General features: G+C 66.2%; 21 protein-coding genes. 11 read left to right on the forward strand and 10 right to left on the reverse strand.

The annotated features are described in order from the left end of the window. Positions 1 to 39 precede the first annotated feature (39 nt). Positions 40 to 291: an antitoxin Xre/MbcA/ParS toxin-binding domain-containing protein gene (locus AB4Z44_RS08030; RefSeq protein WP_404713526.1), complete on the forward strand. Its 252-nt coding sequence runs from the start codon at positions 40 to 42 to the stop codon at positions 289 to 291. Here AB4Z44_RS08030 and AB4Z44_RS08035 read toward each other — a convergent pair whose 3' ends face one another. Further along, positions 292 to 648 carry a hypothetical protein gene (locus AB4Z44_RS08035; protein WP_404713527.1) on the reverse strand — a complete coding sequence of 119 codons (357 nt, stop codon included), beginning with the start codon at positions 646 to 648 and terminating at the stop codon, positions 292 to 294. 159 nt (positions 649 to 807) lie between these two features. Between AB4Z44_RS08035 and AB4Z44_RS08040 the strand changes: the two genes are divergently transcribed. Continuing rightward, a complete protein-coding gene (locus tag AB4Z44_RS08040; protein ID WP_404713528.1) occupies positions 808 to 2,742 on the forward strand; it encodes an OPT family oligopeptide transporter in 1,935 nt (644 codons plus the stop codon). 148 nt (positions 2,743 to 2,890) lie between these two features. On the opposite strand, the gene AB4Z44_RS08045 is transcribed toward AB4Z44_RS08040, so the two are convergent. From AB4Z44_RS08045 to AB4Z44_RS08070, 6 genes are all read right to left on the reverse strand, one after another. Continuing rightward, complete coding sequence (locus AB4Z44_RS08045) at positions 2,891 to 3,046, reverse strand: hypothetical protein (RefSeq protein WP_404713529.1); 156 nt, start codon at positions 3,044 to 3,046, stop codon at positions 2,891 to 2,893. Further along, the gene (locus tag AB4Z44_RS08050; RefSeq protein ID WP_404713530.1) at positions 3,046 to 3,279 is read right to left on the reverse strand and encodes a hypothetical protein; all 234 of its coding nucleotides are present in this window, start codon (positions 3,277 to 3,279) and stop codon (positions 3,046 to 3,048) included. Before AB4Z44_RS08050 ends, AB4Z44_RS08045 begins: the two co-directional genes overlap by 1 nt. 4 nt (positions 3,280 to 3,283) lie before the next feature. Then, the gene (locus AB4Z44_RS08055; RefSeq protein ID WP_404713531.1) at positions 3,284 to 6,685 is read right to left on the reverse strand and encodes a chromosome segregation SMC family protein; all 3,402 of its coding nucleotides are present in this window, start codon (positions 6,683 to 6,685) and stop codon (positions 3,284 to 3,286) included. Between the two features lie 154 nt (positions 6,686 to 6,839). Next, positions 6,840 to 7,583: a thioredoxin domain-containing protein gene (locus AB4Z44_RS08060; RefSeq protein ID WP_404713532.1), complete on the reverse strand. Its 744-nt coding sequence runs from the start codon at positions 7,581 to 7,583 to the stop codon at positions 6,840 to 6,842. Next, entirely contained in the window at positions 7,580 to 8,317 is a 738-nt protein-coding gene (locus AB4Z44_RS08065; protein ID WP_404713533.1) for a thioredoxin domain-containing protein, read from the reverse strand. Before AB4Z44_RS08065 ends, AB4Z44_RS08060 begins: the two co-directional genes overlap by 4 nt. Positions 8,318 to 8,322: 5 nt before the next feature. Further along, positions 8,323 to 8,868 (reverse strand): DUF721 domain-containing protein, encoded by a 546-nt coding sequence (locus AB4Z44_RS08070; RefSeq protein WP_404713534.1) that lies wholly within the window; start codon positions 8,866 to 8,868, stop codon positions 8,323 to 8,325. Positions 8,869 to 8,882: 14 nt separating this feature from the next. Between AB4Z44_RS08070 and mutY the strand changes: the two genes are divergently transcribed. Both mutY and nudC read left to right on the forward strand, forming a co-directional pair. Then, positions 8,883 to 9,920 (forward strand): A/G-specific adenine glycosylase, encoded by a 1,038-nt coding sequence (gene mutY / locus AB4Z44_RS08075; RefSeq protein ID WP_404713535.1) that lies wholly within the window; start codon positions 8,883 to 8,885, stop codon positions 9,918 to 9,920. Further along, the gene (nudC, locus tag AB4Z44_RS08080) at positions 9,917 to 10,885 is read left to right on the forward strand and encodes an NAD(+) diphosphatase (RefSeq protein ID WP_404713536.1); all 969 of its coding nucleotides are present in this window, start codon (positions 9,917 to 9,919) and stop codon (positions 10,883 to 10,885) included. Before mutY ends, nudC begins: the two co-directional genes overlap by 4 nt. On the opposite strand, the gene AB4Z44_RS08085 is transcribed toward nudC, so the two are convergent. Further along, positions 10,824 to 11,639: a ferredoxin--NADP reductase gene (locus AB4Z44_RS08085; RefSeq protein WP_404713537.1), complete on the reverse strand. Its 816-nt coding sequence runs from the start codon at positions 11,637 to 11,639 to the stop codon at positions 10,824 to 10,826. The two genes, nudC and AB4Z44_RS08085, sit on opposite strands and share 62 nt — an antisense overlap. Before the next feature lie 221 nt (positions 11,640 to 11,860). On the opposite strand from AB4Z44_RS08085, the gene AB4Z44_RS08090 reads away from it, so the two are divergent. Both AB4Z44_RS08090 and AB4Z44_RS08095 read left to right on the forward strand, forming a co-directional pair. Beyond that, positions 11,861 to 14,629 (forward strand): TonB-dependent receptor, encoded by a 2,769-nt coding sequence (locus AB4Z44_RS08090; protein WP_404713538.1) that lies wholly within the window; start codon positions 11,861 to 11,863, stop codon positions 14,627 to 14,629. Positions 14,630 to 14,668: 39 nt separating this feature from the next. After that, positions 14,669 to 15,970, forward strand: a complete 1,302-nt coding sequence (locus AB4Z44_RS08095; RefSeq protein WP_404713539.1) for a spinster family MFS transporter — start codon at positions 14,669 to 14,671, stop codon at positions 15,968 to 15,970. 63 nt (positions 15,971 to 16,033) lie between these two features. On the opposite strand, the gene AB4Z44_RS08100 is transcribed toward AB4Z44_RS08095, so the two are convergent. Further along, entirely contained in the window at positions 16,034 to 16,726 is a 693-nt protein-coding gene (locus AB4Z44_RS08100) for a glutamine amidotransferase (protein WP_404713540.1), read from the reverse strand. Between the two features lie 68 nt (positions 16,727 to 16,794). Then, complete coding sequence (locus tag AB4Z44_RS08105; protein ID WP_404713541.1) at positions 16,795 to 18,198, reverse strand: NAD(P)H-dependent flavin oxidoreductase; 1,404 nt, start codon at positions 18,196 to 18,198, stop codon at positions 16,795 to 16,797. A gap of 255 nt (positions 18,199 to 18,453) precedes the next feature. Between AB4Z44_RS08105 and AB4Z44_RS08110 the strand changes: the two genes are divergently transcribed. From AB4Z44_RS08110 to astD, 5 genes are all read left to right on the forward strand, one after another. Then, positions 18,454 to 20,388: a PQQ-binding-like beta-propeller repeat protein gene (locus AB4Z44_RS08110; RefSeq protein ID WP_404713542.1), complete on the forward strand. Its 1,935-nt coding sequence runs from the start codon at positions 18,454 to 18,456 to the stop codon at positions 20,386 to 20,388. Between the two features lie 19 nt (positions 20,389 to 20,407). Then, positions 20,408 to 21,358 (forward strand): VOC family protein, encoded by a 951-nt coding sequence (locus AB4Z44_RS08115; protein ID WP_404713543.1) that lies wholly within the window; start codon positions 20,408 to 20,410, stop codon positions 21,356 to 21,358. Positions 21,359 to 21,519: 161 nt separating this feature from the next. Further along, on the forward strand, positions 21,520 to 22,341 hold the full coding sequence (locus tag AB4Z44_RS08120) for a class I SAM-dependent methyltransferase (protein ID WP_404713544.1): 822 nt from the start codon (positions 21,520 to 21,522) through the stop codon (positions 22,339 to 22,341). Positions 22,342 to 22,404: 63 nt separating this feature from the next. Further along, the gene (locus AB4Z44_RS08125; RefSeq protein ID WP_404713545.1) at positions 22,405 to 23,772 is read left to right on the forward strand and encodes a protein adenylyltransferase SelO family protein; all 1,368 of its coding nucleotides are present in this window, start codon (positions 22,405 to 22,407) and stop codon (positions 23,770 to 23,772) included. Further along, the gene (astD, locus tag AB4Z44_RS08130) at positions 23,769 to 25,175 is read left to right on the forward strand and encodes a succinylglutamate-semialdehyde dehydrogenase (protein ID WP_404713546.1); all 1,407 of its coding nucleotides are present in this window, start codon (positions 23,769 to 23,771) and stop codon (positions 25,173 to 25,175) included. The genes AB4Z44_RS08125 and astD overlap by 4 nt, the downstream gene beginning before the upstream one ends. Positions 25,176 to 25,186: the final 11 nt, after the last annotated feature.

Below are 25,186 nucleotides of genomic sequence, written 5' to 3' on the forward strand. Positions count from 1 at the left end.
CATGGCGTTCGCGAATGCCCTTCTCCTGGAGAGCGTCGAGTGAAGACACCATTTCAAAAGCGCTCCACGCAACCGCGCCTCTCCGCCGAGGAGGCCGCCCGACAGGGGCGCGTTTCGCAACTCGCCTTCAGCGCGTTGCGCCAGCCGCAGGCGGTGATCGCCTTCCTCAACACGCATAACGACGCATTGGGCGGGCGCCCGATCGACCTGGCGGTCGCCAGCGCCGCGGGCCTGCTGAGCGTCGAACAGGCACTCGCCGCGCTACCGCCTTCGGAGGCCAAGACCGCCTGATCAGGCCAATAGCGGCGTCACCGTATCGATACGGTAAGTCCGGGGGGCTTCGCCATGGCGACAGGCCACCTCTTCACCTGCGATCAATTTCGCGCCGCGGATCTCGAGCATGTCCGTCCGCTGGGCGTCGCTGGCATGAGCGCCATAATCCATGCGGCCATCGAACATCAAAGTGAATGGATAGAGACTTTCCGGCTTCCGGAAGTCGCCGACCCGGCCGAACGCCGGGAACGGCCCCACGCTGATGCCGGTATCGGTATCGATCTTCATATCGATGACGATCTGAAGCGCCGCTGCCATTTCCTCTCCAACGCCTCTGGGCGTGAGCACCGCACGCACGAAATCGATCGCCATCATTCCCTCCCCAGTTCTTGTCGGACGACCATCGCCTAGAAGCGATGGGCAAGGGAGCATCGCCCGGGCGGAAGTTCGTGTTGATCGGCCAGAACGAAACGCATACGCCCGCGCGGCGCCGCCTCCATTGTGCGCAAGCGCAACCTGCGCCAGAACGCAGGCATGACAACACGCGCAGATGCTCCCGAACTCACGCTGCGCGGCATCGCGCTCGGCTTCCTCATCACGATCCTGTTCACAGCCGCGAACCTCTATCTGGGGCTCAAGATCGGCCTGACCTTCGCGACCTCGATCCCGGCCGCCGTCATCTCGATGGCGTTGCTCAAGGGGTTCAAGAACTCGACCATCTTCGAAAACAACATCGTCCAGACGATCGCGTCGGCGGCGGGCACGCTCGCGGCGATCGGCTTCGTCTTGCCCGGTTTGATCATGGTCGGCTGGTGGCAGTCGTTCGATTACTGGACGACCTTCTGGGTCTGCGCGATCGGCGGCATCCTCGGCGTGCTGTTCAGCGTGCCCTTGCGTCGTGCGCTCGTGACCGGATCGGACCTGCCTTATCCCGAGGGTGTGGCCGCGGCGGCGGTGCTGCAGGTCGGCAGCGAGACCACCGAAGGCGCGGTCGAGAATAAGGCGGGGCTGCGTGTCATCGTCATGGGATCGATCGCATCGGCCGCTTATTCCGCGCTTGCCGCGACCCAGATTGCGGCTGGCGAGGTCGGCAAATGGTTTCGCATCGGTGCGGTCGGCACCGGGCTCGACGCAACCTTATCCTTCGCCCTGATCGGGGCGGGGCACCTCGTCGGGCTGACGGTCGGCCTCGCGATCCTGTGGGGCCTCGTCCTGGGCTTCGGCATCGTTACCCCCTTCCTGACGTGGCTTCACGGTACGCCCGAGGCGGCCGAGGCGATCTGGCGGCATGACGTTCGCTTTTTCGGCGCGGGGGTGATCGGCGTTGCGGCACTCTGGACGTTGAGCCAGCTCATCATCCCGATCGTGAAGGGTCTGGCGGATTCGCTCGCCGCGTCGCGCGCGCGCAAGGCCGGCAAGCAGATATTGCCGATCGAGGAACGCGATATCCCGGTCAGCATGCTCGGCATCGGCCTGGCCATCCTGATCGTACCGATCGCATGGGTGCTGGTCGGCTTCATTCAGGCGGGGCCGCTCGCTCCCTATGTCGCGCCGCTGGTCGCCGGCGGCGTGATCTACGTGATCGTCGCCGGTGCGATCGTGGCCGCGGTGTGCGGTTATATGGCCGGTCTGATCGGCGCCTCGAACAGCCCGGTCTCGGGCCTCGGCATTCTCGGCATCGTCGGCGCAGGCCTGCTGCTCGCTTTCTTCGTCAAGCCGGTCGTGCCCGCCGGCGCGACGCCGCATCTGGTCGCGCTGGCAATCTTCCTGACCGCCTTGATCTTCTCGGCAGCGACGATCTCCAACGACAATCTGCAGGATCTCAAGACCGGCCAATTGGTCGGCGCCACGCCATGGAAGCAGCAGGTCGCGCTGATGATCGGCGTGGTCTGCGGATCGCTGGTCATCCCCTTCACGCTCGATCTGCTCAACAAGGCCTATGGCTTCGCGCCGTTGCACGGGGCCGCCGCGAAGGAGGCACTCGCGGCACCGCAGGCGGTGTTGATCAGCACGCTGGCGCAGGGCGTGCTCGGTGCCGGGCTCGATTGGGCGGTCATCGGATCGGGCGGTGCCGTCGGCGTCCTGCTCATCATCATCGACGCCGTGCTTGGCAGGATGGGAAAACGGCGTGTGCCGCCGCTCGCCGTGGGGCTCGGCATCTATCTGCCGATGGGCGCGACGCTGCCCGTAGTGATCGGATCGATCATCGGCCACTTTTATGAAAAGCGGGCCAGGACCGAGGTGGGGCAGCGCACCGGTGTGATGCTGGCATCCGGATTTATCGTGGGCGATGGACTGTTCGGCGTGTTGCTGGCCGGGCTCATCGTGGTGACCGGCAAGGGCGCTCCGCTCGCGCTGGTGGGCGAAGATTTCGCGACGCCTGCCCTGGTCATCGGGGTGGTGGTGTTCGCGGCGCTGACCGCTTGGCTTTATCGTCGGACAGCGCAGATCGCGAAAACGCTGCCCTGAAGATCGAAGTCGCATTCGAGCAATTGTCATCGTCACCCCGGCCTTGAGCCGGGGTCCCGCTAATTTTCAGCGAAACAGAAGAAGCAGGACCCCGGCTCAAGGCCGGGGTGACGGGTAAATGGCGACGCGCATCTTGATCGAGCGCAGTTCACCGCAACCGCCACCACCGGCGCGCCATCAGGAACGCGCCGCCCACCGCGCCCAGCCCGATCAATCCTGCCCCCACAATTCCGGCCCCCACCCACAAAGCCGACGTCAGCAGGATCAGCATGAAATCGGCAATTGCGGCGAAGGCATGGAGCATCAATCGGGTCGTTCGAATTCGGCGACGATCTTGGCGCCGCCCACCAGCAACACCCCGCCGGCATGGTCGCGGCAGGCATCCTCGGCCTCTGCGACCGTGGGACACACCTTGATCTCGCGCCAGCCGAACCAGCCGCGCGCCTGCGCCACATACCAGTCACGGTAGCCCCGGCCCGAAAACATCGCCTCGATCGCGCTCTTGCGCTGGTGGATCACGCGATATTTCTTCGCCATTGCCTCACTCCGCTGCCAGCAGCGTCTCCGCTCCGCCCAGATCGACCGAGACCAGCCGGCTGATCCCGCGTTCGATCATCGTCACCCCGAACAAGCGATGCATCCGCGCCATCGTTACCGCATTATGCGTCACCACCAGATAACGCGTTTGGGTTTCGCGCGTCATCTGCTGGAGCATATCGCAGAAGCGCTCGATATTGGCATCGTCCAGTGGCGCATCGACCTCGTCGAGCACGCAGATGGGCGCCGGGTTTGTCAGGAAAAGGGCGAAAATGAGCGCGACCGCGGTCAGCGCCTGCTCGCCGCCCGAGAGCAGGGTGAGGCTGCCGAGCTTCTTGCCCGGCGGCTGCGCCATGATCTCGAGCCCGGCCTCGAGCGGATCGTCGCTGTCGATCAAGGCCAGATGCGCCTCGCCGCCGGCAAACAAGGTCGTGAAGAGTCGACGGAAATGCTGGTCGACCGCCTCGAACGCCGCAAGCAGGCGCTGGCGCCCCTCCCGGTTGAGGCTGCCGATCGATCCGCGCAGACGATTGACCGCCTGATAAAGTTCGTCGCGTTCGGCGGCGTTGGTATCCCGCGCGGTTTCCAGCTCGGCCAGTTCGCTTTCGGCAACGAGATTGACCGGCCCCAGCCGGTCGCGATCGGCGACGAGGCGATCGTGGCGCGCGCCTTCCTCGGACGCCGGCGCGAGGCTTTTGGAATCGAAGCCGATGCGCTCGGGCAGGATGACCGCCGGGCATTGGAAGCGCTCACCCGATTGTTGCGACAATTCGGTCCGGCGTGCCTCCTGATGCTCGGCCCGCGCCTGCGTCCCGGCGCGCGCTTCGCGGGCGGCACCGAGCGTTTCGCCGGCATTGGCGACCATCGCCTCGATCCGCCGCAGATCGCTTTCGCGCGCCACCTCGGTTTCGCGCGCGGTTCGTGCCGAGGCGTCGGTAATCGCCATTTCCGCGGCGAGCGCATCGATCGCGCCGTCCAATTCCGCCGGCCGGCCACTCAGCGCAGCGCGTTCGGCCTCGACGGTTTCGACCCGCTTGGCCATCTCGGCGATCCGCCGCGCGGCATCGCCGGCCCGCGACTTCCACCCATTGGCTTCGGCCCGTGCTGCCTGCAGCCGGCGGCCGTCATGCTCGATCGACTGGCCGAGCGCGAGCGCCCGGCCCCGCGTCTCCGACAGGCGCGCCCGCGCCGCATCGGCCACCGCCCCCAGCCGCTGGACCTCGGCGCGCGTGGCCGATCCATCTGGCAAGGCCGCCACGATCGCCTCGGCCGCTTTCTCCGCCGCTACCGCCTCGTTCTGCTCCTGATCGACCGCAGCACGCCGATGCTGGAGCGCCGCGATCGCGGCGGTGCGACGGTCGATCGCACCGGCCGCCACATCCTCGTCGCGCCGCGCGGTCCGCAACGCCTGCTCGACCGCGCTCATATCGCGCCGCGCCTGATCGATTGCCCCTCGCGCCTCGGCCTGGGCCGCAGCCGAGCGATCGAGCGCGGCCTTCGCGCCTTCGACCGCGGCGCGCGCGGCCGGAAGCTGGCCGGTCAATTCGGCATGGCGATTGACGCGGATCAGCCGCTCGGCCGCTGCGGCCCCAACATTGCGCGCGACATAGCCATCCCAGCGGCGCAATTGGCCGTCGCGCGTCACGATCCGCTGGCCGACCGCGAGCGGCTGACCATCGTCCTGCTCAACGACGCCGATCTGCGCCAGCCGCCGCGCGAGCGCTTCGCCGCCGCCGACATGCGGCGCAAGCGGCTCGACAGCCGTCGGGAGTGGCGGATCGGCAGGCTGGGTCACCGCCCCCATCCAGCCGCGTACGCCGTTACCGCCGATCGGCGCGTCGAGATCGTCGCCAAGCGCCGCCGCCAGCGCGCGCTCATAGCCCGGGGCCACCTTCAACGACGCGACCGCGCGATCGCCCTGCGCTTTGGCGAGCGCAAGCGCGAGCGCCCGCTCCTCGCTTTCCAGCGCGGCCAGTGCGGCGCGCGCGCCGGCGCTGGCGCTCTCGGCCGCGTCGCGCGCTGCAGCCGCTTCGTCACGCCGCGCTTCGGCATCGGCCAGCGCCTTTCCCAATTCCGCCAGCTTTGCCTCATTGGCCTCGCGTCGCGCCTTCGCCTGCAACTGGGCGGCGAGGAGCGGCGCCTCATCCCCCAGCGCCGCCAATTCGCGGTCGAGCCGCTGGCTCTCGGCATCGGCGCGCCCACGGCGCTGACGTGCGCCTGCCAGCGTGGTTTCGGCGACGCGGGCGTCGGCCTGTTCGGCGGCGGCGCGCGCCATCGCCTGCGCCGACGCGACCTCGGCATCGCGCGCCGCACGCTCCGCCTCGTTGACCGCGATAGCGATCGTCGCCCGTTGCGCTTCGGCCGAAGCAAGCGCCTGGCTGAGCGATTTCTCTTCCGCGGCGAGCCGCTCCAGCGCCGCGGCGGCGTCGATCGCGAGCGTATCCTCCCGCGCCCGGTCGCGTGCCAGCGTTTCGGCCTGCGACCGCAGTTCGTTGAGGCGGCGCTCGACCGCATTGCGCTCCGACTTCAAAGTCTCGAGCCGATGGCGGACCGCGGCGGCGGCCTCGCGCGCGGCTTCGGCGGCCGACCGCGCCTCGGCGAGCAGGCCGGTCGCCTGAACGCCATGCGCCGCCGCTGCGCGCTGCGCCTCGGCAGCGATTGCCACCGCCTCTTCGGCGGCGTTCGCCTGACTGCGCGCGCGTTCGGCCTCTGCTGCCGCCTCGCGCCAGCGCGCGAACAGGCTACGCGCCTCGGCCAGCCTGATCTCGGTCGAAAGCGTGCGGTAACGCTCGGCCGCGCGCGCCTGACGGCGGAGCGAGGCCATGCGCGTCTCCATCTCGCCGAGCATCTCATCGATGCGCTGGAGATTGCTCTCGGTCTGCCGGAGCTTGATCTCGGCCTCGCGGCGGCGGACGTGCAGCCCCGATATGCCGGCGGCCTCCTCCAGCATCTGGCGACGCTCGACCGGCTTGGCGGCGATGACCGCGGCGATCCGCCCCTGACTTACCAGAGCCGGCGAATGGGCGCCGGTGGCAGCGTCGGCGAACAGCAGGGCCACATCGCGCTGACGCACATCGCGACCGTTGATGCGATAGGCCGATCCGGCGCCGCGCTCGATCCGGCGCACGACCTCATGCTCGCCGTCGGCGCCTTCCGTCAGCAGCGAGACTTCGGCAAAGGCGCGCGCCGGGCGCTGCGCGGTGCCGGCGAAGATCACGTCCTCCATGCCGCCGCCGCGCAGCGACTTGGCACTGCCCTCGCCCATCACCCAGCGGATGGCTTCGAGGAGGTTGGATTTGCCGCAGCCGTTGGGGCCGACGATCCCCGTCAGCCCCGGCTCGATCAGCAGTTCGGTCGGCTCGACGAAGCTCTTGAAGCCCGCCAGCCTGAGCTTCCTGAACTGCATTTCCGTTCCGATTTCCCCCTGAGAGCGCCGTCACCGTCAATCACGCGAAGGCGAGGATCCATATGCTCTGAAGTTCACGAATAAATCGATACGTTAGAGTTTATGGATTCCCGCCCTCGCAGAGCTGACGACTAACTTGAAATGAACCCTTTGATCACCCGATCGCGGCCTTCAGGCGCGGCTCGAGCGCAGTCCAATCATTGATGTCGGTCTGCTGCTGGCCGTTGATGAAGAAGGTCGGCGTGCTGTTGATCTGATCGCGCGTCTGATAATTGTTCTGCGCCGCGGTCAGCGCGTCGATCGCCTTCTGGTCCTCGAGGCAGGCGTCCGCCTGTGCCTTGGGTAGCCCGCGTGCCGCCATGAAGCCGTAGAGGCCCATCACGTCGATCATCCGCTTGAACTGGTTGGTCGGCGTCATGTTCTGCAGTTCGGTCTGCTGGTCCTTGGGCAGATTGACGAGCTTCATCAGCCAATCGTCCTGCGTCGCGTAAAGCTGCTGCGAGATCGCGAAATAGGGATCGGGGCCGCGGCAGTTCATCAGCAAGGTGATCGGCGCATCTGGGCCATGGATGAGGAAGGAGCGGAACTCCCAGCTGACCTTGCCGCTCGCGATATAGCGGCTCTTCAGCGTCTCGGCCGCCTGATCTTCGAAATGCTTGCAGTGCGGGCAGGTGAAGGACGCATATTCGACGAACTTCACCGGGGCATTGGGATTGCCCATCATCATGCCGCCGTCGGCCGTCGGTGTAACGACATCGCTCCACTGCTTGCCGGCGGGAGGCGCGACGGCCGCTACCGGGGTCGAAGGCGCGGTCGGGGCGCCACTGTCGGCCGCCTTCTTCTGGCAACCGGCAAGCGCGAGCGCGGTCAGCGCAACCAGAGCGAAACGCGATTTCATAGTTTTTTCCTTGGTGCCTTCATGGACGGGGCCGGTGCCTTGAACGAGGTCGGCTGGGTCTTGAGCGCGGCGCCCAGCCGCTTGTCGAGATCGACCCAGGTGGCGAGATCCTGCTGGAGGACGCCGTTGATCGTGAAAGCCGGGGTGCCGGGGAAGTTGGGGCGGTGCCAGGCGTCGTTGGCCATCGCCACCAACGTATCGCGCTCGGTGCCGTTGGCGAGGCAGGCATTGGCCTTCGCCTCGGTCAGCCCGCGTGCGGCGAAGAACTGGTCGAGCCCGGAGCCTTTCGCCACCATCCGCAGCAGCTGATCCTGCGGGGTGTTGGCCGAATCGGGCGCGGTCTTGCTCCATTCGATCGCCTTGCCGATCCACTGATCCTGGGTCGCGTAGAGAACCGGCGCGGCGGCGAAGAACGCGTTCGGCCCATCGCAGCGCGCCAGCAGCGACGCCGAGAAATCGAACACGTCACGCAAGGCGTGGCGCACTTCGTAGCTGACCTGACCGGTCTGGATATATTTGGCGGTGAGCGGGGCGATCGCCTCGCCCTCGAACTTGGCGCAGTGCGGGCAGGTGAGCGACAGGAATTCGACCAGCTTCACCTTCGCGTCGGGATTGCCGAGCATATAGGTGCCGTCGGCCTCGCGGGTCGCGACCTTGGACCAATCGGTCGGCTGGGCGGCCAGCGCCGGCGTGACGCACAGCAGCGCCATGAACATCATCAGAAAACGACGCACGACACTCAATCCTTATCGTTGATCCGCCCGATGCGCGGCGGGCCGCTGGTAGCAGCCACCGCGCCGGCAAGCGCGGACAGGCATTCGCGAAGCTCGGGGTCGGCAATGCCGCGCAGGCTATCCCCGATATCGACCGGGACCGGCCGGATCGACGGGGGCGCAACCCGCGGCGCCGGCGCGGCGAGCGCGCCCTGACGGATCGCCACCCGTGCGATCGCGGTATAGCCGAAGAAGCGGTTGACCCGCTCGATGATCGTGGGCGCCAGATGCTGCATCATCGGCCCATGTGCGCCGATCACGGTCAGCGTCAGCACGCCATCGCTGCGCTTGCCCGCCGGAAAGCGGATCGATTCGGGTGCGGACAATTGGGCATAGCGTTCGCCGACGATTTCGGGCCAACGACTAACCACGGCCGACTGAACGAAGCCGAAACGGCGGAACGCCGCGCCGCCGATCTGCGGCAGCATGTCGGCCACCGCGCGCACGCCGCGTGTCCGCGGGGTTTCGGCAGCGGGGCCTCGACTCTTTCGTTCCGTCATCCGATCGCCCATGCCATAGCGCCGCCATGCTCGTCGATAGCGGTTCGGATCCGGCCGCCCTCCTCCTCGCCTGGTATGATCGCCACAAGCGCATCCTGCCCTGGCGCGCTTTGCCCGGCGAGACGGCCAATCCCTACAAGGTCTGGCTTTCGGAGATCATGCTCCAGCAAACCACCGTCGCGGCGGTGAAGCCCTATTTCCGCGCCTTCACGACGCGTTGGCCGACGGTGGAAGCGCTCGCCAACGCCCCCGAGGCCGACGTGATGGCGGCATGGGCGGGGCTTGGCTATTATGCCCGCGCCCGCAACCTCGTCGCCTGCGCCCGCGCCGTGACGGCAACGGGCGGGCGTTTTCCCGATACCGAGGAGGGTCTGCGCACCTTGCCCGGCGTCGGCCGTTATACGGCGGCGGCCGTGGCGGCGATCGCGTTCGATCGACGCGCGGTCGTGATCGATGCCAATGTGGAGCGCGTGGTATCGCGGCTGTTCGCGATCGAAGAGCCCCTGCCCTCCAGTCGGCCGAAAATCGATGCGCTGGCCGACAGCATCACGCCCGCGACGCGCAGCGGGGATTTCGCGCAGGCGATGATGGATCTGGGCGCGACCATCTGCACCGCGCGCAGCCCGGCCTGCGTCATCTGCCCGCTCGCCGAACCGTGCGCCGCGCGCCTGACCGGTGCGCCCGAGACGTATCCGCGCAAGGCCCCCAAGGCCGCGCGGCCGGTCAAGCGCGGCACGATCTTCTGGCTGCAGGCGGAGGACCATGTCCTGCTCGTCCGCCGGCCGCCCAAGGGCATGCTCGGTGGGATGCGTGCATTACCGAGCGGGCCGTGGACGTTGGCCGATCCAGGATTTACCGAAGCGCCCGCCGACCTGAATTGGTGCGAGGCCGGCCAGGGTCGCCACCTATTCACGCACTTCGCGCTCGACTATCGCGTGGTGGCAGCCCGCCTGCCGCGCCGGACCGATACGGACGAATGGTGGCCGATCGCCGAACTCGATAAGGCCGGCCTGCCGACCCTATTCGCACACGCCGCTGCTTTTGTTTCCAGGGAGCCTGCATGACGATCACCCCCGGCTTCACCGGCTCGCCCCTCGATCGCATCGAAACCGCCCGCCACGACGAGGAAGAGCTCACGGCTCTGATCGACGATCCCCGGGCATTGCGGCTCATCCTCACCGATTACGTTCCGACGGCAACGGACGGAGTGCTGGGCTGGGCGCCGCTCGGCGACATCGCGCGGAACGAACTGCTTCTGCTCGGCCTGATCGATGGCATTCCGCGCTTCGTCCACCTCGATCCCAAGGCTGCAGCGGCGCGGCGCACCCCCGAATTGTTCGCCTTGCTCGGCGAGCTGCCTTATTCCGAGGCGGCAACCTATGCCGCCGCGCGCAGCCTGCTCGACTGGCATTCGCGGCATCGCTTCTGCGCCAATTGCGGGACGATGACCAACGTGTTTCGCGCCGGGTGGGCGCGGCTCTGCCCCAATTGCAAGACCGAGCATTTTCCGCGCACCGACCCGGTCGTGATCATGCTGGCCGAACATGGCGAGGGGGCGGACAAAAAGGTGCTGATCGGCCGCCAGCCCGGCTTCCCACAGGGGCGCTTTTCGGCCTTGGCCGGTTTCGTCGAACTGGGAGAGTCGTTCGCCGAAGCGGTCGCGCGCGAACTCCACGAGGAAGCGGGCGTCGTCGCGACCGACGTGCGCTACATCGCCAGCCAGCCCTGGCCCTTCCCGTCGCAATTGATGATCGCCTGCGTCGCCAAAGTGGCCGACGATGCGCTCACGATCGACACCGCCGAGCTGGAAGAAGCGAAGTGGGTAACGCGCGCCGATGTCGCCGCGGCGATGGCGGGCGATCCGTCAGCCCCGTTCCTGCCGCCGCCGCATTATGCGATCGCGCATACGTTGTTCAAGGCGTGGCTGGCGGAAAATGAAGATCCTCCCGGAACGGGGAGGATTTACATTACCCCACGAAGGCCCGTTCGATCACATAGTCGCCGGGGTGCGCGTTCGAGCCTTCGGTGAAGCCCTTGCTCTCGAGCAGTTCGGCGGTTTCCTTGATCATCGCCATCGAACCGCACAGCATGATCCGGTCATGCTCGGGATCGAATTCGGGCGGATTGGACGCGCCGTCCTTGAAGATCGTGCCGTCGGCAATCAACGCATCGATCCGCTTCGAGGTATGGAACGCCTCGCGGGTCACGGTCGGCACATAATGAAGCTGCTCGACCGCCATGTCGCCCACCAGCGGATCGTCGGCGAGCTTGCTCTCCAGCAGTTCGCGATAAGCGAGATCGCTCACCTTGCGGACCGAGTGGACGACGACGATGTGGTTGAACAGATCATACACATCGGGATCCCGGATGATCGACATCCAGGGCGCCAGGCCGGTGCCGGTGCCGAGCAGGAACAGCCGCCGGCCGGGCTTCAACGCGTCGGTGACGAGCGTGCCGGTCGGCTTGCGGCCGAGATAGATATCGTCGCCGGCGCGGATCTGCTGAAGCTTCGAGGTCAGCGGGCCATCGGGTACCTTGATCGACAGGAATTCGAGTTCCTCGGCATAAGCCGGCGAGGCGACCGAATAAGCGCGCAACAGCGGCTTGCCGTTATCGCCCTGCAGCCCGATCATCACGAACTCGCCCGAACGGAAGCGGAAGCTGGCCGGCCGCGTGATCGTGAACGAAAAAAGATGCTCGTTCCAGTGGGTGACACTCAGCACTTTTTCGACCGTCAGGCTCGCCGAAGGTTCGAGCGGGGCGATTTCGGCATGGACGGTCACGAAGGGGGGCTCCAAGTCTGTCTGGGGAAAGGCGGAGCACTTAAGGATCATGGCTCTGGCTTGCAACCGGATGTGCGCCGCACCGTCCGTAGAATAGCTTGGCGGCGGCAAAGCGCCCGTCCGGCGGCGCGATTAGGCATTGAGTGCCCCGCTTATCGCGCCTAGCGGCCCCCGAACCACGGATTGGGTGCCTCGGCACGATGGGGAGCAGGAGAGATATAATGGCGCAAAAGCGTCCGCTCGCGGCGATTGCACTGGTCATGGGCGCAACGCCCGCCTTCGCGCAGACGGCGCCTGCGACCACCGATATCATCGTGACGGCCACCCGGCGTGCCAGCCCGTTGGTGGAGGTGCCGATCGCGGTGACCGCAGTGACCGCGCAGCAGCTTGCCGAGACCGGCGCGACCGATATCCGCCAGCTCAACCAGCTCGTCCCGTCCCTGCTCGTGTCCTCGACGTCGAACGAAGCGGGCGGCGGCGGCGCGCGCATCCGCGGGATCGGCACGGTCGGCGACAATGTCGGGCTCGAAAGCTCGGTCGCGACCTTCGTCGACGGGGTCTATCGCAGCCGTTCGGGCGTGGCGCTGACCGAATTGGGGCCGCTCGACCGGATCGAGGTGCTGCGCGGACCGCAGGGATCCTTGTTCGGTCGCAACGCATCAGCGGGTCTGATCAACATCGTTACCGCGCAGCCGAGCCTGACCCAGCAGGGCTATGGCGAGATCGGCTTCGGCAATTACGCGTCCAAGCGGATCGCGGCGGGGCTGACCGGGCCGGTGACGAACGATCTCGCCTACCGCCTGGACGGCGTGTGGACCAAGCGCGACGGCTTCATCAAGGAAGCGATATCCGGCCGTACGATCAACAATCGCGATCGCTGGCTGGCGCGCGGCAAGCTGGAATGGACGCCGCATGACGGCCTCTCGCTGCTGCTCTCGGCCGATTATTCGAAGCGTAACGAGGAATGCTGTGCGGGCGTCTATCTGACGGCGCAAAACGTCACCAGTTCCACGCCGGGCGTCGGCGGCGGCAATCTGATCTATTCGCCCTCGACGATCGCGGCGCTGATGCGCGGCATCACCTCGGCGGTGCCCGGCGGTGGCAACGGCACGGTCAACGACGATACCTATGCACGCACCATCTCGCTCACCCCGGGGCGAAGCTTTCGCCAGGACGTGCGCGATTATGGCGTTTCGGCCGAACTCAACGCGGCGATCGGGGCCGCGAAACTGACGTCGATCACCGCGTGGCGCGGCAACGACTTCATCAAGGGGCAGGATGCCGATTTCACCAGCCTGGATCTGCTGGTGCGCGCATCCGATGGCAGCGGCTATTCCAAATTCCGCACCTTCACGCAGGAATTGCGGCTGCAGGGCGATGCCTTTGCCGGGCGGGTCGATTGGCTGGTCGGCGGCTACTTCTCGCATGAGCGGCTGCGTTATGCCGACAATATGGCGTTCGGATCCGATTTCGATCGGTTCGCGAGCGCGCGCATCGGTGCGGTCTCGCCGGCGCTTGCGATCTTCCCGAATTACGGCTTCGCCAACCTCAACGGTTTCGCGCAAGCCTATGCAAATGCGCAGGTTTCCACCCTGCCTGCCGGCAGCGCCACGACCGTGGCCAATGCTGTCGCGAGCCAGGTGGTCAACACCCCGCTCAACGGCACCGGCGAGAATGACCGCTTCCGCCAGACCGAGCGCAATATCGCGATCTTCACGCACGATATCGTCAACATCACCGATCGCCTCTCGCTCACACTCGGCGCGCGCTACACCGACGATCGCAAGACGCTGAACACCGATTTCGCCTCGACCAGCGGCTGCGGCGCTTATGCCGGCAACATTACGCGCCTGCGTGCGCTCGCCACCAGCGCCTCCGCCGATCCGGCCGGCAATGGCGGGCTCAATGCGAATATCGCGGCGGTCTCCACCGCGCTGGCCCAATCGCTCGCCAACTTCACCGGCTTCGCCTGCGTCGCCAACAGCGTCACCGGCAGCTATCGCAGCCATCTTAGCGAGGGCGAATGGTCGGGCACGGCAGTGCTGAGCTACAAGCCGGTGGCGGGGCTGATGACCTATGCGAGCTTCTCGCGCGGCTACAAAGCCGGCGGGTTCAACCTCGACACGGCGGCTTTGTTCAACACCGCGACGCTCGCGCAGCAACCGTTCAACTCGCTCGCCTTCAAGCCCGAGAAGGTCAATTCATGGGAGCTCGGCGCCAAATATGGCGGTCACGCGATCAATCTCAGCGTCGCGCTCTTTTACGAGCAGTTCGACGATTTCCAGCTTAACACGTACAACGGATTGAATTTTTTCGTCAGCAACATCGAAGGCTGCAAGACCAATCTGGGTAATACCGACAGCGATGCGATCGCGGGCAATTCGGCCTGCTCGGACACGCGCAGCGGCGTGACGTCGAAGGGCATCGAGCTCGAGGCGAGCGCCCGGCCGTTGCGCGACGTCATGCTCGCCGCCGGCTTCACTTATGCCGATACCCGCTATCGCAAGGACATCGTCGGCTCGCCCGACGCCAACGGCAACAATTCGCTTCAGCCGACCCTGTTCCTGCTCCCCGGCAACACGCTGTCCAACGCGCCCAAATATGTCGCGACCGGATCGGCAAGTTACACACCGATGCTCACAAGCAACATCAAGGCTTTGATTTACGCCGATATTCGTTACACCGGCAAGATCAACACCGGCTCCGATCTGGTCAGCGAGAAAGCCCAGAAGCCTGTCACGCTCGTCAATGCGCGGTTGGGGATCGGCAAGGCCAATGGCCGCTGGAGTGTCGAACTGTGGGCACAAAATCTGTTCGACGTGAACTACAAGCAGATCGCCTTCAGCATGCCGCTGCAGGGCGGCGGATCGGGCACCGTGCCGGGGACGGCTGCTGCGGTGAAGGCATTCGGCAGTTCCTCGACCCAGCTTTACGGCGCCTTCCTCGGCGAGCCGCGCACCTGGGGCGGGACGCTCAAGACCAAATTCTAGGCATGTCATTCCGCTTTGGAGCAAAGTAGACGAACGACGATGACTGGCCCTCGCCCCCGCCTCGCGCTCGTTCTGCTGAGCCTGCTGTATGCGGCGAATTTCGTCGATCGGCAGATGACCGCCGTGCTCGCCCAGCCGATCAAACAGGAACTGGGGCTAAGCGACCAGCAGCTCGGCCTGCTGACCGGCCTGTTCTTCGCGATCTTCTACACCACTGCGGGCATACCGGTGGCAAGGATCGCCGAGCGGCGCAGCCGGGTCGCGGTGATTGCCGTGTCGGTTGCGTTGTGGTCGGCGATGACCGCGCTGTCCGGACTGGCACGCAATTATACCCATTTGCTGCTGGCCCGGCTCGGCGTGGGCATCGGCGAGGCAGGCTACGCGCCCGCAGCGCAATCGCTGATCGCCGATCTTTTCCCGCACGAACGACGCGCGACCGCCTTGGCGATCTTCTCGCTCGGCATTCCCGCCGGAATGCTGATCGGCGCGATCGCCGGCGGCTGGCTTGCACAGTCGCTCGGCTGGCGCATGGCCTTCATCATGCTCGGCCTCCCCGGCCTCCTGTTGGCACTGCTGGTGGCCGTCACCCTGCGCGAACCCGTCCGCGGCAATCACGACATGGCGCCGCTCATCGAGCGCGAACCGCTCGGCGAGGTGCTGCGGGCCTTGTTCCGGTCGCGTGCCTTCGTACACATGGCGGCGGGCGCGTCGATCGTATCCGTCGCCGGTTATGGATTGACGAGTTTCGGGGTGCCCATCCTCGTGCGCACCTTCGATCTGCCGCTGGCGCAGGCCGCGACCGGCTATGGGCTGATCGCGGGCGTCTCGATCGGCCTCGGCATGGGGCTGGGTGGATGGCTGTCCGATCGGCTGCGCTCGCCGGGCATGGTCGCTGCGGGCGGTGCGATCACGGCGGCGATCCTCTTTCCGGTCGTGCTCAACGCGTCCGACCCGCGCCTTTTCGGGCTGCTTGCCATATTGCCGCTGGCCGGGGCGCACATGTATTTCGGTCCGACCTACGGCGTGACGGTCAACACCGTCGGCCCCGGCGCGCGTGCCACGGCGATCGCGGTGCTCCTGATGGCGATGAACGCGATCGGGCTCGGCTTGGGGCCTTGGGGGGTCGGGTTGCTGAGCGATCATTTTGCTGCCGCCGCTCTGCCTGGCTATGCCGCTACCTGTCACGGTGGTCCGGTCATGGATGTCTGCCGTCTGGCCTCCGCTTATGGCCTGAAGCGGGCGCTTCAGCTCGACGTGTTGCTTTATTTCTGGGGAGCCGGCCACTTTCTGCTTGCCGCCCGTGCCCTGACCCGCGTCCGGTTGCCGAAGGCGGGATCCTGATCCGGTCCGCGGGCTTCAAACCGTCGGGACCATGGATCTCCGCCGTCGCGGGACGAGCGTCGTTTAAGCCTTGAGGCCCGCCAGCCACTCGCCAAGCAACGCGCGTCCCGCCGCAACCGCGCCCGGCCCGAGCCGCTCGTGATCGGCGCGCACCGTATCGGCGTCGGTCCCGGCGGATGCAATGTAGTGATGATCCGCCAGCCACTTCTCGATGCGCGGATCCTCGCCCATTTCGGGATGGAACTGGAGCGCCAATAGCCATTCGTCGATGCGGAAGGCCTGGTTGGCGTAGTTGCTCAATTCGGCCAGCCGCTCGACGCCTTCGGGCAGATCGAACGTATCGCCATGCCAGTGCAGCACCGGCACGTCGGCGACATGGCGCAGCGGCGACTCCGGCTCCAGCACCGATACGGCGGCAAAGCCCACCTCGCGCACCGGCCCGGGATAGACCGCCGCTCCCAATGCCGCCGCGATCATCTGGCTGCCGAGGCATACGCCCAGGGTCGGCTTGCGGGCCGCGATGCGGGCGGCGATCCCCGCCACCTCGCCATCGATCCATGGGAAGGCCTCGCGCTCGTAGACTCCCATCGGGCCGCCCATGACCGCGACCAGATCGGGGCCCACCCAATCGAATTCGGCGAAGCCGTCGTCCGAGACGTTGATGCGGTTGAATTCATATCCTGCCTCCTCGATCGGCAGGCGAAAGCCGGCGGCGCCTTCGAACGGGGTATGGCGAACGATATAAGCTTGCTTCATCTCGCTATGATAGCGTCCAAATTCCTACCGAAACGCTAGAGTTTCTTGAGCCCGCGCAAAAAACAGGATCAGTCGCCCGTCAGGATGCGATCGACCAGTTGCTTCACCGTCGGCACGAACCCATTCGAATAGAAGGGATCCTGCTTGAACTTGTAGGCGGCATGGCCGGCGAACATCAGGTTCTGGTCGATCGGGCCGCCATGCGAGATATCCTGCAAGGTCTTCTGAATGCAGAAGGACCGCGGGTCGGCGAGCCGGCCGGTCGAATTGCCCTCGGTATCTGACCATGACGAGAATGCGCACTGGCTGAGGCAGCCCATGCAATCCGCCTGATCCTTGCGGATCACCTTCATCTCTTCGGGCGTGACGAAGACAAGCGTGTTGTCCGGCGTCTTGAGCGCCGAGGTGAAGCCGCGGCCGACCCATTCGCGCGCACGATGGAGATCACCCAAGGTCACCCAGAAATTCTTGCCCTTGACGCCGACGTCGAGCTGGAACTGGTGATCGCCCGCCGCCTCGAGCGAGAAGGCGATCTGGCGTTCCGAGCGTGCCTCGAGATTGCGCAGGAAATCGTTGCGCACCGCGGACGAATAGAAACCCGTCGGCGAGAAACGGTGGAGCAGGACGTCGCCCGGGTTGAGCGTGGTAAGCCGATCCTTCCATTCCTGGCTGATCGGGCTTTCGTGCGTCAGCAGCGGGCGCGTACCGAACTGGAAGGCGATCGCGCCGAGCTCGGGATTGTCGATCCAGTCGTTCCAGTCGCGCAGATGCCAGACGCCGCCCGCCATCACGATCGGCACGTCTTCGGACACGCCGCCGGCGCGCATCGTTTCGCGCAGTAGCTTGACGCGCGGATAGGGATCCTGCGGTTGCCGGGGGTCTTCGGCATTGGACAGGCCGTTATGGCCGCCCGCCAGCCAGGGATCCTCGTAGACCACCGCCGCCAGCCATTCGGCCGCCTTGGAATAGGCCCGCTTCCAGAGCGCGTTGAACGCGCGGCCCGAACTCACGATCGGGAGATAGTTCACGCCGTAGGAAGCGGCGATCTCGGACAGCTTATAAGGCATGCCAGCGCCGCAGGTGACGCCAGCGACCAGTCCGCGGGTCTTTTCCAGCACACCGTGGAGGACGCGCTGCGCGCCGCCCATTTCCCACAATATGTTGATGTTGATGGCACCCTTGCCGCCCGAAATATCGAATGCGCGCCGGATTTGCTCGACCGCGCCGTCGATCGCATAGGCGACGAGTTCCTCATGCCTGTCGCGCCGCGTCAGCGCGCGATAGATCTGGGGAATGATCTTCCCCTCGGGATCGTAGCTATCGGCATTGACCGCGGAGATCGTGCCGATTCCCCCGGCGGCCGCCCAGGCCCCGGCGCTGTTGTGGTTCGAAACCGCAACGCCCTTGCCACCCTCGATTATCGGCCACACCTCGCGGCCGCCATAGAGAATAGGACGCAAACCCTTGAACAATCGGACCTCCGGACGAAGCAAGCGCCCTCTATAGGGCAGCGAGAACGAAATTGCGCGGGGAAAGTGGCGAATGGGCAACGTTGCCGTTTGGCAACCGCGCCCCGCTGACCGACGCCACTGTTCGCGCCCGGGGAGAAGGTCCTTCAATATCGCGGAAATTGTATGTCGACCGTATCGGGACTAGCATCTGCGCCGAGCAGGACGGCCTCCCTCTAGTCCCGGGGCCGATATCTGTCGTTTTCGGGGAGGCTCTTGATGCGAACCAAGATTGCGCTGGTGCTGGGCACTGCGCTGACGATGTCCGTGGCCCATGCTCAATCGGGCCCCAGGACCGCGCCCGGCGACTGGCCGCGTTATGCGCGCGATCTGTCGGGCACGCGCTTTTCCCCGCTCGACCAGATCAACACGGGCAATGTCGCGAAGCTGGCCGAGGCGTGGTCGATCAGGGTCCGGCCCGAAGGCGGCGGATCGATCGTCTCCAGCGCGACGCCGATCGTCGTCGACGGGATCATGTATTATCCGGTCGGCAACGCCGTGCTCGCGCTCGATCCGACCAACGGCAAGGAGATCTGGCGCCATCCGGTCACCGGCGGGGCGGCGCGGCGTGCCGTCTCCTACTGGCCGGGCGACAAGGATCATGCCGCGCGAATCTTCTTCTCGGACGGCAAGTCGATCATAGCGCTGAAGGCGGCGACCGGCGCGATCGATACCAGCTTCGGAACCGGCGGTGCGATCACGCCTGACGTGCCCTACGCCTATCCGCCGACCATCTACAAGAACGTCCTGATCCTGGGCGCCACCGTGCAGGAGATGATCGTCGGCGATCCCGGCGACAGCCGCGCCTTCGATGCCGTGACCGGCAAGCCGATCTGGACCTTCCACACCGTGCCCCGACCCGGCGAAGTCGGCCACGAGACTTGGCTCAACGATGGCTGGAAGGGGCGTTCGGGCACCAACGTCTGGGTCTGGTACATGACGGTCGATGAAAAGACCGGCACGCTCTACATGCCGGTCGGCGGCCCCTCGCCCAATTATGACGGGACGACCCGTCCCGGTGCCAACCTGTTCGGCAATTCGGTGGTCGCGGTCGATGCCGAGACCGGCAAGCTCAAATGGTATTTCCAGACGATCCACCACGATCTGTGGGATTCGGATCTGCCGGCCCCGCCGGTGCTGATCGATGTGACCGTCAACGGCAAGAAAGTCCCCGCCTTGGCCGAGACCGGCAAGGTCTCCTATATGTACATCCTCGATCGCAACACGGGTAAGCCGGTGTTCGGGGTCGACGAGAAGCCGGTACAGGCGGGCGACGTGCCGGGCGAATGGTATTCGCCGACCCAGCCGATCCCGCGCAAGCCGGTGGCGCTCTCGCGCAAGGTGTGGACGAAGGACGATATCGTCACGGCTGCCGACACCAATCAGGCGCATGTCGATGCCTGCAAGAAGCTGCTGCAGGATTATGGCGGCACCTTCTACAATTCGGGGCCCTTCACGCCCTTCTTCCTGCATGAGCCCGGCGGGCCGGTGAAGGCATCGATCAACATGCCGATGAACGGCGGATCGGTATGGGGCGGCAGTGCCGCCGATCCGCGCACCGGCATGATCTACATCAACACCAGCGAAGGCGGCAGCATCGGCTATATCGAGAAGAGGGTCGCGGGTAAGGATTATGGCCGCGGCACCGCCGGATCGAACCAGACATACGACCGCGCCAATCTCAGCGGCCCGGGCGCTTACGCCTCGTTCAGCGCGAGCTACAAGGATGCCGACGGCAAGACGGTCAGCCTGCCCTGCATCCGCCCGCCCTGGGGCCGGCTGATCGCGGTCGACGGCAATACCGGGGAGATCGCCTGGCAAACCCCGCTCGGCGTCACCGATGCCTTGCCCGAGGGCAAGAACAAGACCGGGCGAAACAACGGATCGGGTGGTCCGATCGTGACCGCGGGCGGGCTGGTGTTCGTGGGCGCGACCGACGATCGCCGTTTCCGCGCGTTCGACGCCAAGACCGGCAAGGAGCTCTGGAGCACCAGGCTGCAGCAGAATGCCCATGCCGTGCCGATCACCTATCGCGGCAAGGACGGGCGCCAATATGTCGCGGTGACCGTCGCCAGCTTCGGCGGCGGCGGGCGCGGGCCCGACGGCAAACCGGCCAACGATGAATTGCTGACCGTCTTCGCGCTGCCGAAATAAGACCCCGGGGAGAGAGAGAATGACCAAGATGTTCAAGGCCGGGCTGATCGCCACGGCACTGCTCGCGCCGGGTGCCGCCTTCGCGCAGGGCACCTTCATCCCCACGCCGACGACCGGCGATGTGCGGCCCAATCCGCCGCACTTCACCCAGACGTCGGCCAATGTGTTCCGCCGCATGCTGGTCGAGACGCGGCCGAAGATGATCGAGTTCTACGCCAAGGTGCTGGCCGTCCAGTCGCTGAACCCGATCAACTTCGACAATGGCGCGCAGATGATCCTGTTCAAGATCGGCAGCGGCCAGATCAAGCTGGCCACGGGGCAGCAGGGCAACCGCAAATATCATCCCGGCCAGCTCAACGAGGTGACCGGCATCCGCACCTTCATGCTGACCTATCCCGACGAGGCGGCGCTGACCGCGCGCTTCACCGCCGCCGGCTATCCGGCCCCCGCCTTCAAGGATATCGGCGGCGGCCGCCGCGGCGCGCTGGTGCAGGATCCGGGCGGCTTCTGGATCGGCCTCATCGTCGATCCCAAGGCCTCGCCCGATACCGGCGTGGAAGTCGGCATCAACGTTTCCGATCTCGCGCGCAGCCGCAAATTCTATCGCGAATTCGTCGGGCTGGAGGAACTGCCGCCGGTCAGGGACACGCTGCTGGGCGTCACCAAATATCCGTATCGGCGCGGCCAGACGACGATCAGCCTGTGGTCGGTCGGCAAGAATTTGCCGCAGGACACGGGCAGCGCCGGCATCCAATATGTGATCGACAATGTCGTCGAGGTCGATGCCCGCGGCAAGGCGTGGAAGATCCCGGTCGAATCCCCGCTGAGCGATCTCAAGGGCTTCGCGCTGCGCACGGTGTGGCTCAACGACCCCGATGGCGTGACCAACTATTTCGCGCAGGTCGGCGTGCGGCCGGGGGCGGCTGCGGCACCGGCGGTCGCTACACCTGCGGCGCCACCGGCAAACTAGCCCCGCCCACGCTCCCGCCACGAAAGCTGGGGTCTCGGGGGAGTAGAGCGCGCTCACCTTCTCCTGAGATGCCGGCCTTCGCTGGCATGACGTCCTGGAGGGAAGGTCGCGCCTGATATCCGACATTGGCAGCGCGTAGTATATTCGGGCAAGATCAGCCCATGATCATACCACGCGCACCTCAGTCCCACGCTGCGGTCGCGGATCATTATAACGAGCTTGACGCCGTCTACCGCGGACTGTGGGGCGAGCATGTCCATCATGGCCTTTGGCGTCGCGGAGACGAGACGCAGCAGCAGGCGGTCGAGGCGCTCAGCGATCTGGTCGGCGAACGGCTCGGCTTCGGTGCCGGCGATCGGCTCGTCGATATCGGCTGCGGCTATGGTGGGACGGCGCGGCGGTTCGGTGCGTGCGGCGCGCAGGTCACCGGTTTCACGCTTTCGGCTGAACAGGCCGCGCATTCGTTGCATCACGCGGGGGTCGACCTGCGGGTGCAGGACTGGCTCGCTAACGGCCTGCCGGACGCGTCGATCGACGGCGCCTACGCAATCGAAAGCTCGGAGCACATGACCGACAAGTCCGCCTTCTTCCGCGAAGCGCGGCGGGCGCTGCGGCCGGGTGGGCGGCTGGTGGTGTGCGCCTGGCTCGCGGCCGAGCGGCCCAGGCCATGGCATGTCCGCCATCTGCTGGAGCCGATCTGCTATGAGGGGCGGCTGCCGTCGATGGGAAGCGAGAGCGAATATCGCGCTATGGCGGCGCAAGCCGGGCTGAAGCTGATCGGGTTTGAGGACATCAGCGCGCGCGTCGCGCGGACGTGGACGATGTGCCTGCGGCGGTTTGCACGCGCGATGGCGACCGACCGGGTGATGCGGGGGTTCGTCCTGGGCGCTCGCAATCGTATATTCGCGCTGAGCGTGCCCCGCTTGATCCTCGCCTATCGCACCGGCGCGATGCGGTACGGCGTGTTCACGTTCGAGGCCTGATCGGCACGGATTTACGCGGTGCCGCCCTTGCGCCGCGCCCATGAAGGGCACCATATCGAACTTATGGCATCACCATCCCAGCCGCTCGGCACGATCGCAGATTTCATTGCCGATGCGGTCGAAGCGGCCGATTTCCCCCGTAATATCCTGCGGTTCCGCAACGATCGCGCCGCCGCCAGCGTCGATCTTGGCGGCCTCACCGACGCGGCCTGGACCGATCATTTCGGGCAATTCGCGCCCCTGCCCGGCAATCTCCCGCAGCCGCTGGCGCTGCGTTACCACGGCCACCAGTTCCGCGTGTACAACCCCGATATCGGCGACGGCCGCGGCTTCACCTTCGCACAGGTGCGCGACGACACCGGGCGCCTGCTCGATCTCGGCACCAAGGGTTCGGGGACAACGCCGTACAGCCGCTTCGGCGACGGGCGGCTGACGCTGAAGGGTGGCGTGCGCGAGGTGCTGGCGACCGAGATGCTCGAAGCGCTGGGCGTCAACACGTCGAAAAGCTTCTCTTTGATCGAGACCGGCGAGCAACTCCATCGCGGCGACGAGCCTTCGCCCACCCGATCGGCGGTGCTGGTGCGGCTGTCGCATGGCCATATCCGGATCGGCAGCTTCCAGCGGCTCGGCGCGCTCGGGTTGACCGGCGAGATGGATCGTCTCGTCCGCTACGTCCTGGACAATCTCTATGGCGAAACGCCCGGCGACGAGCCTGCCACGCAATTGTTCGCGCATGTCGTCGATCGCACCGCCAGGCTCGCCGCTTCCTATATGGCGGCCGGGTTCGTGCATGGCGTGCTCAACAGCGACAATATCAACATCACCGCAGAGAGCTTCGATTACGGGCCGTGGCGCTTCACGCCCTTCTGGGACGAGCGCTTCACCGCGGCCTATTTCGACCAGCAGGGGCTCTACGCATTCGGGCGGCAGGCGCAGGCGATCCATTGGGATGTCGTCCAGCTCGCGATCGCGCTCGCCAAACTCGTGCCGGTCGAGGCGCTGGCGCCGATACTCGACACCTTTCCCGAACTGTATGAACGCGCCCTTGTCGGCGCGATCCTCAAGCGTCTGGGGGTCGAGCCGTCGGGCGACGAGACGGATCTTGCAACGATGCAGGCGATCGAACGCGGGCTGGCCGCACAGAATGTGGAAATCGATCAATTCTTCTTCGATTGGGCCGGCGGGCGCCGCCGTGGCGCGTCGCCGGCCGATCCCCTTTACGCCCAGGATTTCCCCGACCTCGAAGCGATGCTGGCACGCTATAGGCCGGCACGGACGACCGATCATCCTTACTGGGCCGATGCAGCGCCCTGCTCGATGCATATCGCCGAGGTCGAGGCGATCTGGGCGCCGATCGCCGAAGCCGACGATTGGGCGCCGTTCCACGCCAAGATCGCCGCGATCCACCGCATGGGCGAGGCACTCGCATGACCGACCTGATTTCGTTCGAACCCGCGACCGGCGCCGAGCTGTGGCGCGGGCCGATCGGCGATGCCGACAGGGAGGTCGCGATCGCGCGTGCGGCGTGGCTCGAATGGGCCGCGCGACCGCTGGAATATCGCACCGAGACGCTACGGCGCTTCGCCAACGCCGTACGCGCGTCGGCCGATCGCTTCGCCGATCTGATCGCGCGCGAGACTGGCAAGCCCCTTTGGGAAGCGCGCAGCGAGGTCGACAGTGTCATCGCCAAGGTCGAGATCTCGATTTCGGCGCAGGCCGAACGCACGCCGCGACGGCGCATGGAAGGCGCGCTCGGCGCCCGCACCGCGATCCGGCACAAGCCGCATGGCGTGCTGGCGGTGCTCGGGCCGTATAACTTCCCGGCGCATCTGCCCAACGGGCATATCGTCCCCGCTCTGCTGGCGGGCAATGCGGTGGTGTTCAAGCCATCGGAGAAGACGCCCGCGAGCGGCGCTTTCCTGGTCGATCGCTTTCACGAGGCCGGCGTGCCCGAAGGGGTCGTCCGCCTCCTGATCGGCGGGCGCGAGGAAGGTATCGCGCTCGCCGCCAATCGCGATCTCGACGGGCTGCTCTTCACCGGATCGGCGGCTGCCGGTGTCGCGCTCAACCGCCAGTTCGCCGACACGCCCGGCCGCATCCTTGCGCTGGAGATGGGCGGCAACAACCCACTGGTGATGTGGGACGTCACCGACATCCACGCGGCCGCGACCATCGCGGTCCAGTCGGCCTTCCTCTCGGCCGGCCAGCGCTGCACCTGCGCGCGAAGGCTGATCGTCCAGGATGGCGCGCACGGGCCACTGCTCGAAGAGATCCGCAAGCTGATGGGCCGCCTGATCGTCGGCGCGCCGCACGATCAGCCTGCCCCCTTCATGGGCCCGCTGATCGACAATGACGCGGCGAGCCATGTGATGGACGGCTTCCTCGAACGGGTCCTCAAGGGCGGCGTCGCGCTCCATCCGATGACGCGCCCCGATCCGGACAAGCCGTTCCTCACTCCCGGCCTGATCGACGTGACCGATGTCGCGCGCCGGCCCGACGAGGAATTGTTCGGGCCGATCCTGCAGGTGATCCGCGTGCCCGATTTCGACCATGCGGTGGCCGAAGCGAATGCGACGCGGTACGGGCTGGCGGCATCGCTGGTGGGCGGCAGCCCCGATCTCTACGATCGTTTCTGGGCGAATGCGCGGGCGGGCGTGATCAACTGGAACCGGCCGACCAACGGCGCGCCGTCCAATGCGCCGTTCGGCGGTCTCGGCTTCTCGGGTAACCACCGGCCGAGTGCCTGGTATGCGGCCGACTATTGCGCCTATCCGGTCACGTCGGTCGAGGCGGATCAGGCGCGCGCCACGATCGGCCAGGGTTTGCGCGACTGACTGAGGGGAAT

This window comes from Sphingomonas sp. MMS24-J13 (genome assembly GCF_044905095.1).
In the GTDB taxonomy this organism is placed as follows: Bacteria; Pseudomonadota; Alphaproteobacteria; order Sphingomonadales; family Sphingomonadaceae; genus Sphingomonas_I.

What these genes read in the sequence shown, in the direction of transcription:
- AB4Z44_RS08035 (WP_404713527.1), bottom strand. Translation starts at nt 648, where the DNA reads ATGATGGCGATCGATTTCGTGCGTGCGGTGCTCACGCCCAGAGGCGTT.
- AB4Z44_RS08040 (WP_404713528.1), top strand. Translation starts at nt 808, where the DNA reads ATGACAACACGCGCAGATGCTCCCGAACTCACGCTGCGCGGCATCGCG.
- AB4Z44_RS08045 (WP_404713529.1), bottom strand. Translation starts at nt 3,046, where the DNA reads ATGCTCCATGCCTTCGCCGCAATTGCCGATTTCATGCTGATCCTGCTG.
- AB4Z44_RS08050 (WP_404713530.1), bottom strand. Translation starts at nt 3,279, where the DNA reads ATGGCGAAGAAATATCGCGTGATCCACCAGCGCAAGAGCGCGATCGAG.
- AB4Z44_RS08055 (WP_404713531.1), bottom strand. Translation starts at nt 6,685, where the DNA reads ATGCAGTTCAGGAAGCTCAGGCTGGCGGGCTTCAAGAGCTTCGTCGAG.
- AB4Z44_RS08060 (WP_404713532.1), bottom strand. Translation starts at nt 7,583, where the DNA reads ATGAAATCGCGTTTCGCTCTGGTTGCGCTGACCGCGCTCGCGCTTGCC.
- AB4Z44_RS08070 (WP_404713534.1), bottom strand. Translation starts at nt 8,868, where the DNA reads ATGGGCGATCGGATGACGGAACGAAAGAGTCGAGGCCCCGCTGCCGAA.
- mutY (WP_404713535.1), top strand. Translation starts at nt 8,883, where the DNA reads ATGCTCGTCGATAGCGGTTCGGATCCGGCCGCCCTCCTCCTCGCCTGG.
- nudC (WP_404713536.1), top strand. Translation starts at nt 9,917, where the DNA reads ATGACGATCACCCCCGGCTTCACCGGCTCGCCCCTCGATCGCATCGAA.
- AB4Z44_RS08090 (WP_404713538.1), top strand. Translation starts at nt 11,861, where the DNA reads ATGGCGCAAAAGCGTCCGCTCGCGGCGATTGCACTGGTCATGGGCGCA.
- AB4Z44_RS08095 (WP_404713539.1), top strand. Translation starts at nt 14,669, where the DNA reads ATGACTGGCCCTCGCCCCCGCCTCGCGCTCGTTCTGCTGAGCCTGCTG.
- AB4Z44_RS08100 (WP_404713540.1), bottom strand. Translation starts at nt 16,726, where the DNA reads ATGAAGCAAGCTTATATCGTTCGCCATACCCCGTTCGAAGGCGCCGCC.
- AB4Z44_RS08110 (WP_404713542.1), top strand. Translation starts at nt 18,454, where the DNA reads ATGCGAACCAAGATTGCGCTGGTGCTGGGCACTGCGCTGACGATGTCC.
- AB4Z44_RS08115 (WP_404713543.1), top strand. Translation starts at nt 20,408, where the DNA reads ATGACCAAGATGTTCAAGGCCGGGCTGATCGCCACGGCACTGCTCGCG.
- AB4Z44_RS08120 (WP_404713544.1), top strand. Translation starts at nt 21,520, where the DNA reads ATGATCATACCACGCGCACCTCAGTCCCACGCTGCGGTCGCGGATCAT.
- AB4Z44_RS08125 (WP_404713545.1), top strand. Translation starts at nt 22,405, where the DNA reads ATGGCATCACCATCCCAGCCGCTCGGCACGATCGCAGATTTCATTGCC.
- astD (WP_404713546.1), top strand. Translation starts at nt 23,769, where the DNA reads ATGACCGACCTGATTTCGTTCGAACCCGCGACCGGCGCCGAGCTGTGG.